The 14,665-nt window shown below is 32.7% G+C and carries 7 protein-coding genes and 1 other RNA gene; 5 read left to right on the top strand and 3 right to left on the bottom strand.

Features of this window, described 5'->3' with window-relative positions; all coding sequences use genetic code 11:
• Positions 1-576 precede the first annotated feature (576 nt).
• The 5 genes from P3F56_RS00445 (at position 577) to mfd (ending at position 11,033) form a co-directional block, all read left to right on the top strand.
• Positions 577-2,160: an NAD(P)H-quinone oxidoreductase subunit 4 gene (locus tag P3F56_RS00445; RefSeq protein ID WP_281153655.1), complete on the top strand. Its 1,584-nt coding sequence runs from the start codon at positions 577-579 to the stop codon at positions 2,158-2,160.
• A gap of 1,796 nt (positions 2,161-3,956) precedes the next feature.
• Positions 3,957-4,211, top strand: a complete 255-nt coding sequence (rpsP, locus tag P3F56_RS00440; RefSeq protein ID WP_281152815.1) for a 30S ribosomal protein S16 — start codon at positions 3,957-3,959, stop codon at positions 4,209-4,211.
• Positions 4,198-4,614 carry a KH domain-containing protein gene (locus P3F56_RS00435; protein WP_281152814.1) on the top strand — a complete coding sequence of 139 codons (417 nt, stop codon included), beginning with the start codon at positions 4,198-4,200 and terminating at the stop codon, positions 4,612-4,614. The genes rpsP and P3F56_RS00435 overlap by 14 nt, the downstream gene beginning before the upstream one ends.
• Positions 4,615-4,686: 72 nt before the next feature.
• Entirely contained in the window at positions 4,687-5,004 is a 318-nt protein-coding gene (locus P3F56_RS00430; RefSeq protein ID WP_281152813.1) for a hypothetical protein, read from the top strand.
• 2,537 nt (positions 5,005-7,541) lie between these two features.
• A complete protein-coding gene (gene mfd / locus P3F56_RS00425; protein WP_281152812.1) occupies positions 7,542-11,033 on the top strand; it encodes a transcription-repair coupling factor in 3,492 nt (1,163 codons plus the stop codon).
• Positions 11,034-11,124: 91 nt separating this feature from the next.
• Here the strand turns inward: mfd and rnpB are convergent.
• The 3 genes from rnpB to P3F56_RS00410 all read right to left on the bottom strand — a co-directional run bounded on the left by rnpB (position 11,125) and on the right by P3F56_RS00410 (position 14,635).
• An RNA gene (gene rnpB, locus P3F56_RS00420) (RNase P RNA component class A) lies at positions 11,125-11,507 on the bottom strand.
• 967 nt (positions 11,508-12,474) lie between these two features.
• The gene (corA, locus tag P3F56_RS00415; RefSeq protein ID WP_281152811.1) at positions 12,475-13,617 is read right to left on the bottom strand and encodes a magnesium/cobalt transporter CorA; all 1,143 of its coding nucleotides are present in this window, start codon (positions 13,615-13,617) and stop codon (positions 12,475-12,477) included.
• Between the two features lie 604 nt (positions 13,618-14,221).
• Positions 14,222-14,635 carry a tellurite resistance TerB family protein gene (locus P3F56_RS00410; protein WP_281152810.1) on the bottom strand — a complete coding sequence of 138 codons (414 nt, stop codon included), beginning with the start codon at positions 14,633-14,635 and terminating at the stop codon, positions 14,222-14,224.
• Between the last annotated feature and the right edge of the window lie 30 nt (positions 14,636-14,665).

The raw sequence follows: 14,665 nt of genomic DNA, 5'->3' as shown, positions 1-14,665 counted from the left end.
GGAAGAAAGAGTTTGCCTAGAGTTATTCTCAGGCAAACAGACAGTGATTTGATTAAGATTACTCTGTTAGTTTTTAATAAATTATTGCTTATTTTCCCTTGATATGCTATAATATCCACCAAATATTCCAATCATTTTTACTAATAGACAAAGCTGTTTTGATCAAGTCTTCTATTTTTTTCGTTTCTCTGTTATGAACTATTTACTATTTATTTAAAATCTGACAAATTTAAGACTTTCAGCTTTTTTAGGTAGTTATTACGTCATAGTAATTCTAAAAGAGTCAAAAAAATTTAATATTCTCAGTTAATTTTAAATTTTAGATTAGATACTCTTTAATTTAAAGTTAGGATTAATTCCTGATTATCGTAATTTTTCCACCAAACTTATCCAAAGATTAAGATATGAGATCTATTTTTAGAAGCCTAAAGAGAAAGTGGTTAGAATGTAGCGGGTATTTTGCGGAGACATTGAACTAGTGAACAGTCAACAGTGAAAACACTGATAACAAAGAACTGGATAACTGTTTAACCAAACTCCAAGTATCACTGAGGACATTAGATAATCACAATGGATATTGCCAATTTTCCCTGGTTAACTACCATAATTCTCTTTCCAATTATTGCCGCCTTGTTTATTCCTATAATTCCTGATAAGGACGGTAAAACAGTCAAATGGTATGCTTTGACTATTGGACTCATCAATTTTTCGGTGATTGTTTATGCTTTCTACACTGGATATGATTTAAGCAATCCTAATCTTCAATTGTTTGAAAGCTATTCCTGGGTTCCTCAACTGGACTTAAATTGGTCGGTAGGGGCTGATGGGCTATCCATGCCCCTGATTTTGCTAACGGGGTTTATCACCACCTTAGCCACTATGGCTGCTTGGCCAGTGACATTTAAGCCAAAATTGTTCTATTTTTTGATGTTGTTGATGTATGGTGGACAAATTGCTGTTTTTGCAGTACAAGATATGTTGCTTTTCTTTCTTGTCTGGGAATTAGAATTAGTCCCCGTCTATCTCATCCTATCTATTTGGGGAGGCAAACGCCGTCTTTATGCAGCGACTAAGTTTATCCTCTACACCGCAGCGGGATCATTATTTATCTTAGTAGCCGCTTTAACCATGGCCTTCTATGGTGGCAATATCACCTTTGATATGGTGACGATTGCGAGTAAAGATTTTCCTTTAAAACTGCAATTATTGCTTTATGGAGGTCTTCTCATCGCCTATGGTGTTAAATTGCCGATTTTCCCTCTTCATACTTGGCTACCGGATGCCCATGGAGAAGCTACTGCACCTGCCCACATGTTATTAGCGGGAATTCTCCTAAAAATGGGAGGGTATGCACTACTGCGGATGAATGCAGGGATGTTACCAGATGCCCATGCTTTTTTTGCTCCCATGTTAGTAATTTTAGGGGTTGTAAATATTGTTTACGCAGCTCTAACTTCTTTTGCTCAACGAAACCTAAAAAGAAAGATTGCCTATTCTTCAATTTCCCATATGGGGTTTGTCTTAATTGGGATAGCCTCGTTTACTTCATTAGGGACTAGTGGGGCAATGTTACAAATGATTTCCCACGGATTAATTGGAGCGAGTCTTTTCTTCATGGTAGGTTGTACTTATGATCGCACCCACACCCTAATGTTAGATGAAATGGGAGGGGTAGGACAAAAGATGAAGAAAGTCTTTGCCATGTGGACTACTTGTTCAATGGCTTCTTTGGCATTGCCTGGAATGAGTGGGTTTGTTGCAGAATTAATGATCTTTGTAGGATTTGCAACCAGTGATGCCTACAATTCAACATTTAAAGTAGTTGTAGTCTTTTTGGCTGCTGTTGGGGTAATTTTAACCCCCATTTATCTTTTGTCAATGTTGCGGGAAATGCTTTATGGGCCTGAGAATGAAGAATTAATCTCCCACACCAAATTGATTGATGCTGAACCGAGAGAAGTATTTATTATTGGGTGTTTATTAATTCCTATCATTGGTATTGGTTTATATCCAAAAATTGTTACCCAGATTTACGATTCTAGTATTAATCAACTCACCGCAGTATTACGTGATTCAGTGCCAACTTTAGGAGGAGAAGTTAAGGAAGTGCAGATCTCTTTAACTCAACAAATGTCTTTAAAAGCTCCTGCAATTGAGTAACTTTAGGTAAGGTGGGTAGTGCCCGCCTTACTATCAACTCTTAGTGAAAGATAATGGATTTTTCAACTATTGTCATAATTTTCTATTCTTAAATTTTTGCAACTGTTATTTAATTTCACTCTGAACGGTTTTACAAAATTCTCAGGGATGTTTATCATGAGCGCACACAGTTAAATAATATTCCAAAGCTGAAAAATTCTGTATTTTTTCTAAAAAAATAATGTCAAAACTGCTAACAAGTTTTTTTGTTTAAATTCTTATCTCCAGACAACAATTACTGAAGCGTGTAAACTAACCTGACTAGGTAACTCGAAAGAGAGATGATATTGAGAGCTCTCTAGTTTTAGAAAACAACTATAGGTACGATCTAAGAAGTTTTATTTATTTGAATAAAACCCGTAAAGCTTCAATTACTCTTGGAAAATTTTCCTAAAAGGATGGATGGGAACAAAGTTCATTTTTGTATCTTTTTTGGTGTAAACTTGCAGTCCTTCTTCTTTTTCTAAAAAACTAGACATTAGTACTGATATAGAAAAGGGTTTATAACATACCAAACATTGCAGATAGGAATTGTCTTGCCTTCCACAGGACAAATAATATGTAGAGCTGCCTATTTTTTTATTAAAAGGGCAAATAAATCTAGCTACTAAATGTAAACTAGCCCTGGTTAAAATATCGCAATATTCAGTTACATAACTACGGGTATTTTAAAATTTTTGGTTAATTTTAAGTTTTCTTCATCTGTAATTTCAAAGATTAAGCAAACAATATTTAAAGTTGAACTATACTATTAATTCTAATAAATTACTATCCTGGACTAAATCAACGGACACTTTTGTATTAAACCTAAAAAAATTTTAATGTACTTTTAGTAAAATTGTTAATTTTCTAAGTAAGAATTTGATATTGTGTTTTTTTGTCAATAGAGTCATTGACTACTATGAATACTTCCTTTCTTAACCCTAATTTATAAAACTGGTCCGACTATTCTAAAATTTGACTAGGGGTTTTAATGCTAGGTTTGCGTTTATAAAAAATAATAATGTCACAAAATTAGCAATGGAAAGGAAATATATATGAAGATTGGACTAATATTAAGTCATAGATATCTAATTCCAAGAAATCGTAGCAAGAAATGGAGAATATAGTAACACTAGACTTTTCAGTCATGGAAATTACTCCCCAGGTCTTTCCGTATTTTAACGCCTCAACAAACATAAGAAGAGGCAATTCTTCTTACTTTAAAACTGATAAGTCTGCCCCCTGCTTTTTAAGTCTCTTAAAGGACTGATGTGGGGTAAAATCTTCTACAAGAAGAGCTTTATCCAGTCGTCTAACTTCTTAAAATCTGTCCAAGTAAATCTAATTTATGTACGAGCATCGCTGAGAGGATTATAAGTTGTGCCCAATCCCATTTTTTAAAATTTATGTCTTGCAATGTTAAGATTATAAGGTTTTAAATTCTTAGGTGTAGAACAAAATGCTAATGACGGTAATTAAGCCCCATAGTGGCAATAAAATTTTGTAATTGACCAACTCCAAGATCTGAATCATAAAACTAAAAAATTGGAAGCAATACCGGATAAATAGGTAATATTGACATTTAACTACCCTGTGCATATATTAATTGAGTTTAAATACAAAACAATAACGATTGTAATAATTGACTGAAGTTGATAATAATGATGATATAATTATCTATTCGGAAATGACTTAATCGATTTAGCGTAAAAGTCAATCTCTCATCGGAAAGTGATTAAAAATTATCAATAAGTTAAGGAGTCTCAGTAACTAGTATGATCAAACTACGCTTAAAACGGTACGGCAAAAAGCGTGAGGCCAGTTATAGAATTGTCGCTATGAATAGCAGCAATCGTCGTGATGGTCGTCCTTTAGAAGAATTAGGATTTTACAACCCCAGAACCGACGAAACTCACTTAAATGTTCCAGGAATTGTTAAAAAACTTCAACAAGGAGCCCAACCAACAGATACCGTTCGTAGTATTCTTCAGAAAGCGCAAGTATTTGAACAGGTCAATGCTCAAATCTAATTCTTGGTCTAATTCATCAAACCCTACCAGCCCAGATTATTTAGGCCTAGTGGGGTTTTTAGTAGAACCGTTGTTAGAATCGCCAGATTCCCTAAGTGTAGATTGTGAAAAGGTTAATAAGAATCAACGCGTTTGGATTCGTTTAGCCTTTGAAGGCAATAATAAAGGGCGAATTTTTGGACGAGGTGGCCGTAATCTTCAGGCTATTCGTGTGGTACTACAAGTCGCCGCTACCGCTGCTGGTCAATCTTTATATCTTGATATTTATGATATTCCAGGGGAAAATTCTCGCTCTAGCTGTCAAACAGGTTACAGGTCCGAACGTAAATTCGTGCGAAAAAAAACCAGGATTCAGCCTCCTCCTTTGCCAAGACTTTCTGTAAGATCTCATTGGGAACAGTAGTGGAAGTATGGGAGAGTTAAAAACGCTCCCATACTCCCCTCACTTCCAAAATAATTACTGAGTATTGTGTTTATGGTTAATCTAGGAGAATCTAACCTGCAAAATTATCGGACCATTTGTTATCAACGTCAAGGAGATAAATTATCATCTCCTGAAAATTGCACTTTAACCATAGAGTTTAATCATCCAGAAAATGGTCTAACCTGGGAGATTGTGGCTTGTAGTGGTCAAAGATACTATTATAGAAACAATGGAAAGGACATTGAACTTTGGAGTCATTTGGCGCAACAATGGTTCAAAGTAGACCAAGTAGACTGGTTTCCAGGGAAAGAAAAGGTATTGTGTTGGGATAACTTTTGTGCAGAATGGAGTGAGTTACCATTAGATTAAAATAATCTAATGGTAACTCAAACACTAGTACTGTGCTGCGTTGCGCTCAAAAAGGTTGGGTCCATTAAAATGCAGTGGAGACTATCTTTTTTTTAATTACCTAGTACGATCATTACATAGTCCTAATCCTTGGTTGACTCCTATGATGCGATTGTTTTCTAGAACATTCTAGATTTATATTAGAAGAGTTTAGTTAACAACTTTGTAGGTTTTGATATTTATTCTAATTATCTAATTTTTTCCTAATTTAAAAACCCTATTCAAGATCATTCAGTTTACTAAGGAAAGCCTATAGTCTATTTTCCTATGCAGAAATAGGACCAAACTTAAATTAGGATGGCTTAGTATTATCCCCGAGACTAGTTATGAATATCCAAAATCTGAACTGTTTCCACAGATAGAATCTATTTATCTCAATGACATCACCATTGATGAGATTATGTCCACAGTAAATAAGAGAAGTGGAAAATAAAGTTACAGGAAATCAGATATTTAGTCTTATAACTGTCTTTTGTGCGTTTAGGGGAAATAATTATTAAAAATATGGCAGAATGTGACTTAATCAAATTGTTCACAGAATTTCGCCATACATTAGAGGTTGTTTGTTAGACTACATTTCAGACTTATTTTTAGGCTTACACATCGAAAACCTTAAGCATAACTGGATATAAAACCGTAATTGCTAAGATCACCTTAACCTTACTTGAATTGGGACTACAAATCACTGTGGCAGAGATAGTTCTGACTTCTGTTGTCTAAAAATTAGATATAGGAGAATAGATGGAGTTTAATAGTTAGTTTTCAACGTATTATTGAAAATGTAGGAGAACAAATCTCACAAGTTACTGTAATTTTTAAAAAAATTATGATATCGAGTAGAAATAATTTTAAAGTTCTTGAAAAGACTATTTTTTTCCCTGTTTATCAAACAACAGCAAAAGTTTTAACAACGAATGGATGTGAAGTATTTTTTAAATCTAAAGATGTTGTGCAGTACTACCAGAAAATTAGGGATAAGAAAAACAAACACAAGCATCAGTTAAACAGATGATCGATAGTTATTCTGAAGTTTGCTTAACTGTTGATTAGAACCCTTCAGTTAAAGATGAATCAACTATAGTTAATCAAGATATTTATCATTTATTAAATGGTTAAAAAATAGTTTACAACCGCAATTTTTTTTAAAAAAAATACCAAAAATAACGGAAAAAAATTTATTAATACAGCTTTGTTTTCTGGCAGTCAAGTAGTTTGTAATATGTTACAGTTAGAAGTTGCTAATAAGTTAAGACAATAGAAGAGCAATAGTTAATTGAATACAAGCTCAAAATTAGCTGATTCAATTAATTTTGAGTATCCTTTACAGATTAACAATATTTTTAATTACAAGGTGGGGAAATTACTTTGATGTACTCAATAGAGTTATTAGATTATTTAATGTTAAGCATTAAATAATCTAATAAGAAGTAATATAATAACTTTTCCAATCTAAGTTTTCTGTTAATTTTAAATTCCATTAATAAGTAAACTTTAATAAAATAAGGTCAGAATAGATTTTTTAAAAGAAAGCAATTGTTAGATAGTAACCTACTCAAAAATTAAGCTAATAAAATTAGAGAAATAAGAATAATTGAAGTTAACTTTCAATTTTAAAAGAATCTATAGAATTATTTGCTAATAAAAGTACAAACATGTTTCTTAGAAAAGAACCTGATTTAAATAGATTTAAAATTAAGTAAGATTATAAATAGCTATAATGAAAACAACTTAAATTAACAATTTAAGAGACAGAAGAAAAGTTTAAATTTTAAAAAATAAATAAAGACTACTCAGCTTCTAAACACCATTAAATACCTTAGATATTTTTAAGAAAAAATAAAAAAATTAATATCTAAAAATTAGATAATATAAAAAATATGAGTCAAATTTCTTCTTGCAAATATTGATTATTTTATATATAAAAATTTTTATATATAAATAAATAGTTCTAAAAAAAATTAAAACTAAACATTCTAGCAGTAAATATACGTCAAAAAAATTAAAAATAAAAATCTATAAAAAGTAATTATTATTTGTAATATATCAGTGGATATAACTAGTTCAGTAAAAGTAAAACCAAAGCAATCAAAAGATATTATATAAATAAAGCATTTTATACTAACTTGTAGTCAAGAATTAATTTTTTTTGAAAAACATCAAGAAAAGTTTATGAGAGCCTTGAAATTATTTTTAAAGATGAATTTAATTTAGTTAAAGTACTTTAAAAATTCCTGTTTATAGCAGTTAATAAGAAAAATATTAATTAAGACAGTCTAAATTAAATGGCATTAATTGTTTTTATATATAAGCACGAAATAGTTTGTATCTTAAATGTTTATTTAAGGCTATTTTTAAAGTATAAAAAGCTGTTTCTTGGAAATAAGACAGTTAGTTAAAAATTGTGCTACAATAGCTATCTGAAAAGATTTTGATTATATCAAAATCATTTTTATTTATTTTATAAAACTAAAAAATAAAATAGATTTGTCAATATAACTATGACTTTTTCTTCCCTAATTCGTACTCTACAAAAATCACCTCTAACTAAAGAATTATTAGAGAAACTAAAAAAAATAGGTTATTTGGGATTGACAGGAATTCCTCGACTCCCTAAAGGCTTAGTCGCATCAGCATTAGCACAAGCAGAAAATCGTAGTTTATTAGTAGTTTGTGCAACCCTAGAAGAAGCAGGGAGATGGGCGGCTCAGTTAGAGATTATGGGCTGGAAAACTGTCGATTTTTATCCAACTTCAGAAGCGTCTCCTTATGAGTCTTTTAACGCTGAATCAGAAATGATTTGGGGACAAATGCAAGTTTTGTCAAGCATAAATAGTTCATTATATATTGATAACAAATTAGCTATTGTTACTACAGAAAAAGTTTTACAACCCCATTTACCACCTCCTGACATTTTTCGGTCTTATTGTTTAAATTTACAAACAGGAATGACTAAATCATCTCAAGAAATTGATAAATCGTTAACTAAATTAGGTTATGAAAGAGTTTCTCTAGTAGAAACTGAGGGTCAATGGAGTAGAAGAGGTGATATTGTTGATATTTTCCCAGTTTCCTTAGAATTACCCATTCGATTAGAATGGTTTGGAGATAAATTAGAGAAAATTAGAGAATTAGATCTAGCAACTCAACGTTCTTTAGAAAAACTTGATCAAGTTTTTCTAACTCCTACGAGTTTTGATCCTATCATTGCTCACACTCTTAATGAACAACATCAATCTTTAGAAACTTATTTCTCTATCGAAGAAATAGAGGCATTAAAAGACAATAATTATCCCGAGGGAATGAGACGTTTTTTAGGAATAGCTTTTGAAAAACCTGCTTCATTAATAGATTATTTAGAAGATAATACTATTTGTATTTTTGATGAATTAGAACAATGTGAGTGCCATAGTAATCGCTGGTTAGAATATATAGAAGATAACTGGCAAGAATTAGGATCACCTTTACCAAAGATTCATCGTTCTTTTGAAACCTCTGTAAAATTAGCCCAAAAATTTCCCATTATTTATCTTTCAGAGTTATCAGAAAGCACAGATAAAACTGCATTAGATTTGTCAAGTCGTCCAATACCTAGTATCCCTCATCAGTTCTCTAAATTAGCAGAAATATTACGAGGAAAACGAGAGATTTATAGTGGTATTTCTCTAAATAAATATTTAACCTGGTTGGTTTCTGCCCAACCCTCCCGAACAGTTTCTTTACTAGAAGAACATGACTGTCCAGCTCAATTTATTCCAAATCCTCGGGATTACCCAGGAGTTGAAAAGTATCATACTCAAGGGATAGCCGTAGCCTTAAAGTATTCAGGCTTAGCGGAATTAACAGGGTTTATTCTACCTACTTTTCGGGTTGTTGTTATTACCGATAAGGAGTTTTTTGGACAGCATGTTTTAGCCTCGACAGGATATATTCGAAAACGTCGTCGGGCTGCCTCTAAACAAATAAACTTAGAGCGACTGCTTCCAGGAGATTATGTTGTTCATAAAAGTCATGGAGTTGGTAGATTTTTAAAGCTGGAAAGCCTAGCAACTCGTGAGTATTTAGTTATTCAATACTATGATGGTTTGTTGAGAATACCAGCAGATTCTGTGGATAGTTTATCCCGCTATTATCAAACTGAAGATCGTCCTCCAGAACTCCACAAAATGACAGGAAAAACCTGGGCAAAAACTAAACAAAAAGTTCGTAAGACAATTAAAAAATTAGCAGTTGATTTATTAAATCTCTATGCTAAACGCTCTAAACAATCAGGATTTGTTTATCCTCCTGATACCCCTTGGCAAGAAGAATTAGAAGGTTCTTTTCCCTATCAACCTACACCCGATCAACTGAAAGCAGTTCAAGATGTGAAAATCGATTTAGAAAGTGACCGCCCTATGGATCGATTAGTTTGTGGGGATGTAGGCTTTGGTAAAACAGAAGTTGCTGTCAGAGCAATTTTTAAAGTCGTTACTAGTGGACATAAACAGGTTGCACTGCTTGCACCAACTACGATTCTGACGCAACAACATTATCATACCCTAAAGGAAAGATTTGCGCCCTATCCAATTAATATTGGACTACTGAATCGTTTTCGTACCACTTCAGAGAAAAAGGATATCTTACAACGGTTAGCCACAGGAGAATTAGATATAGTTGTAGGAACTCATAAAATTTTGGGAAAAACCGTTAAATTCAAAAACTTAGGCTTATTAATTATTGACGAAGAACAAAGATTTGGGGTTAATCAAAAAGAAAAGATTAAAGAGTTAAAAACTCAAGTTGATGTTCTCACATTAAGTGCTACTCCTATTCCTCGAACCTTATATATGTCTTTGTCAGGTATTCGAGAAATGAGTTTAATAACTACTCCTCCACCTTCTCGTCGTCCCATCAAAACCCACTTATCCAGTCATAATCCTGATGTTATTAGGACCGCCATTCGTAACGAATTAGATCGGGGAGGACAGATCTTCTATGTTGTTCCTAGAGTTGAAGGAATTGAAGAAGTAGCTGGGAAATTGCAACAAATGGTTTCCAGTGCGAAAATCATGGTTGCTCATGGACAAATGAATGTTAACGAATTAGAAATAACCATGTTAGAATTCAACAATGGGATGGGAGATATTTTAGTTTGTACAACGATTATTGAATCAGGATTAGACATCCCAAGAGTTAATACAATTATTGTTGAAGATTCCCAAAAATTTGGTTTATCTCAACTTTATCAGTTGAGAGGAAGGGTGGGGCGATCTGGGATACAAGCTCATGCTTGGTTATTATATCCAAGTAAAGGAGAAATAACAGAAACGGCCCGGAAAAGATTGAGGGCCTTACAAGAATTCAGCCAACTGGGCTCAGGATATCAATTGGCTACCCGTGACATGGAAATCCGGGGAGTAGGAAACCTATTAGGGGCTGAACAGTCAGGTCAAATGACGGCTATTGGATTTGAATTGTACATGGAAATGTTACAGGAAGCTATTAAAGAGATCCAAGGTCAGGAAATACCTCGAGTTGATGAAACCCAAGTTGATTTACAGTTAACGGCTTTTATTCCTACTAGTTATATTGCTGACACTCAACAAAAAATGGATGCTTATCGAGCAGTAGCAACGGCGAATTCTAAAGAAGATTTAGAGCAAATTATGGTAGCTTGGACAGACTGCTATGGAAAGATTCCCTCCTCGGTAAAACAGCTACTGCAAGTAATAGAATTAAAACAAATTGGCAAATCTTTAGGGTTTTCTCGCATTAAGACTGATGGGAAACAACATGTCATTTTAGAAACTCCAATGGAAGAACCTGCTTGGAAATTATTAGAAGAAAACTTACCCAATTATCTGCAATCGCGGTTCGTTTATAGTCCTAAAAAAGTGACTGTTAGGGGTTTAGGACTATCAAAACCCCAAAAACAATTAGAGAGTTTGATTGAGTGGTTAGGAAAGATGAAAGGAGCTTTACCCCAAAATGGGATAGAAATTGCTAATTGATGTCCTCAGACATCCTTTTATGGCAGTAATTCTCCACTTATTGCGCCACCTATTCAATATTGACGCCAAATAGGGATTAAGTAAGGAAAAAAGAAAGAGTTAGACATAAGCCGGGTTCTGTTCCTATAAAATATTAGTCTTATAGGGGGAGTTATCTATCTGGGACGCTTGTTACCAAACGCCTCAAGCGGTTCTCCAATAACGGAACAGGGAAAAGACCAACCTTAGTCCCTCCGACCTTGCTTCCTACCGGGGTTTACCGAGCCAGCATCTCACGATGCTGCTGGTGCGCTCTTACCGCACCTTTGCACCCTTACATTTTTTAGACAACACCCAAAAAATGCGGTATTTTTCTGTGGCACTATCCTCACGCTCACGCGCACTGGGGGTTACCCAGCAAGTTTGGTCTTTAGGAAGCCCGGACTTTCCTCGAATTCGCCTCAAGGACGAATCCGCAACTCCCTCGCTAACTCTTTCCTATGTTTAGTGTACTGTTTTTTTAGTCATAAAGTTTTCGTTGTCAGTGGATAAGTAAGTAGCTTTAAATAAACGTTAAAAACATCAATTATTTTAATTTATATTTTTAAGGGTAACTTTTTTCTCGTAGGACTTTGTTCAACTTCCTTAACTAAATTATCTTTATATTCAAATATCCTTCTAGCAATTTCATGTTTTTTATTCTATGCTATTTCCTATGGCACTTAACTTAAAACTATAAGTTTTAAGTTAAAAAAGAAAATGTCCTTTTTTTATTTTTTGATGTTTTTTAAACCAAAATACTCAATATGTACCGACTTTTTAAAATCAAATTATTATATTAATTACTTTTTCTTAGGATACGGATGATGATTCTACTAAATTTTATCTTTTTCTATTTCCAACCTTTTTAAAAATTTTACATTCTTTTTAGAAAGTTAATTTATATTTACTTTTTTTGTAAAAAAATAGATAACTGTGGGCTAATATAAATTATTTTACGTTGTTCTGAGATATTCTCAAAACGCTTTTTTTGTTTCTTTCAAGTTATTTTTCTTAACCTCTTTGGGAACTACCAAAATCCTTCTCTTTCCTGGATGATCCATCTAAAAATTATTTTTAACATTATATATCCTAAAAGTTTTACCAGGTCTGCAATTTTTCTAACTTTCTATTCTCTTGCACTTAAGTATAATATTTCTGCTTTTTTTAAAAAAATGAACAAAAAATTTGTAAGTTATGAGTTAACTTCAATATTTCTTGCACTTCTAATTCTATGTGCTAAATTTTTAGGTTAAATGCTATGAGCTACACTCATCCTTTTTAAACTACTTTTCTAGTTTAGAGTTATTTAAACTCATAGTAAGTTAGTTTTTTTTAGAAAGATTAAAAAGTTACAAACATTTTACAAGGAAATATATCTACAAAAATTAGATATATTTTTTGCCTATTTTTATCAATTAATCTAGTCCCTTTTAAAGGTATAAAATGAGTCAAACCATCCCCGTCGCCAAAAGAAAAAGATTAAACTTGTCGCAACAGTTGCCATCAAACCTAGACAAGTAAAATAACTCCAACGCCAATTAAGTTCTGGCATATATTTAAAGTTCATACCATAAACTCCTGCAATAAAAGTTAGAGGAATAAAAATCGTAGATATAACTGTTAAAACTTGCATTATTTCGTTCATTCTGTTGCTCGTAGAGGATAAATAAACATCCATTAAACTTGAGGCAAGTTCCCGATAAGTCTCTACAATATCGAGCAGTTGAATAACATGATCGTAGCAGTCACGAAAATAAATTTTTATTTCTGGTTGAATTAAAGAACTCTCTCCTCTTACTAATAAATCTGTGACATTACGTAGAGGCCAAATGGCTCGCCGCAATGCTAATAATTCCCGTCGCACAGCATAAATTTCTTCGAGATAACTACTTTGTGGTCGTACAACTAGTTGATCTTCTAAAGTTTCGATGCGATCACCATATTTTTCTAATACAGGAAAATAACCATCTATAATCGAATCTAACAACAAATAAGTTAAATAATCAGGTCCGGTATGACGAACTTTTCCTTGATTGGCATAAATACGATTACGAACTATATTAAAACAATCTTCGATTTGTTTTTCTTGAAAAGTTAAAAGATAGCCTTGGCCTAAAATAAATCCCACTTGTTCACTTGAAAATCCTTCTTCACTAGGTTGGGAAAATACCATTTGGGCGATAATCATTAATTGTCCATTATAGTCTTCTACTTTGGGACGTTGGGGAACATTTACCACATCTTCGAGTAGTAGAGGATGAAGTTTAAAAATTTTTCCTACTTGTTTAAGAATTATTTCACTGCCTAATCCTTGAACATCCATCCAAGAAACAGTATTACTACCTAAATAAGGAATCAGAGCGTTTGGAATGACATCTACCCGGCAAACAGTGTTGATTTCGTCATAGTCTATTAAAACAATGCGCGATGGTTTGGCATCTGGTTCAATGTTGAGGGTACCTGGCTCACTACCTGGCTCGTCATAGAAGTAGTCAAAATAATCTTCCTCTTCTAAGTTAAGTTTTTGCGGTAGTTTAGGATCAGAGCGATGAAGTTTAGTCATATAGAATGTAGTTTACATTAGCTTTCTAGATTTCTTTTACTTAAGAGTAACAGGGATAGTGAATAGTGATAACTTCTAATGATGGTTATCTTAAATTGGATATGATAAATCGATAAAAATATAATCAATCTAAATCCAATATTTATTTTAAAAAATTAAGTAATTACCTATCATTAACAGAAGATGAAACGAAAGTTAATGAAACTAATTAATAAAATAGAATATTATTAATATTTTGGTATTAAAACAATTAACGATTAACTCAAAAATATTTCTTGGATTGAACATTTGATGAATCGAAATATTTAAAGCTATAGTTGTTAACTTCTTTTTTGACTTATTTTCTATAGAGAATCCACCCTTTAACCAGAAATTAAGAGAGGGTTAAAAGGATAAATTGGCTTTATTTCCTGATGTTTTTACACAACAACTATAGTCTTAAATATTAACGGTTACTGTTTGGAGTAATTGTTAACCTCATCGTATCTAAAATAGGGCTTTACTAAAATGAATAGACTGTGGTTGTTGTTTGTATAGTCAAGAAATTAATTGTATTATTGATAATTAAGATTATTAATCGATAGTTTTCACTCTTAATTATTTTTTAGCTAATAGCCTTTTTATATAACTTTTGAATAGTTTTCAGTATTTTCTCAAAAGAAGATTTAGAAGAATCTTGTGACGGATCAAGCAATTGTAATTTAGTCAATAATTGAGCTTCTTGCATCTGTACATCACCGTCACTATAAATTAAACCACTAATAGATTCAAGTAATTTTTGATAATCTTTAGTAGTGGGATGACCTCCTAAATACTCTTCTAACCATTGGTAACACTGACTGGGTTGAACTGGCTTAAGTTCAGATAAAAGAGCAGCGATTTCTTGATCATCGGCAAGACCCTGAGTAGCTATCATCTTGTTTAAATAATCTCGTTCTTCTTTCTGGATTAATCCGTCAATCCAAGCAGCACCAATCAAAATTTTGAGGAGTTGTTTTTTCTTCTGAGCACTTTTCATGGTCAATTCCAATTTTTTCTATTTCTATAA

Origin of the sequence: cyanobacterium endosymbiont of Epithemia clementina EcSB (assembly GCF_029919255.1) — a bacterium.
Classification (GTDB): domain Bacteria; phylum Cyanobacteriota; class Cyanobacteriia; order Cyanobacteriales; family Microcystaceae; genus Rippkaea.
This window is presented reverse-complemented; position numbering and strand designations above follow the sequence as displayed.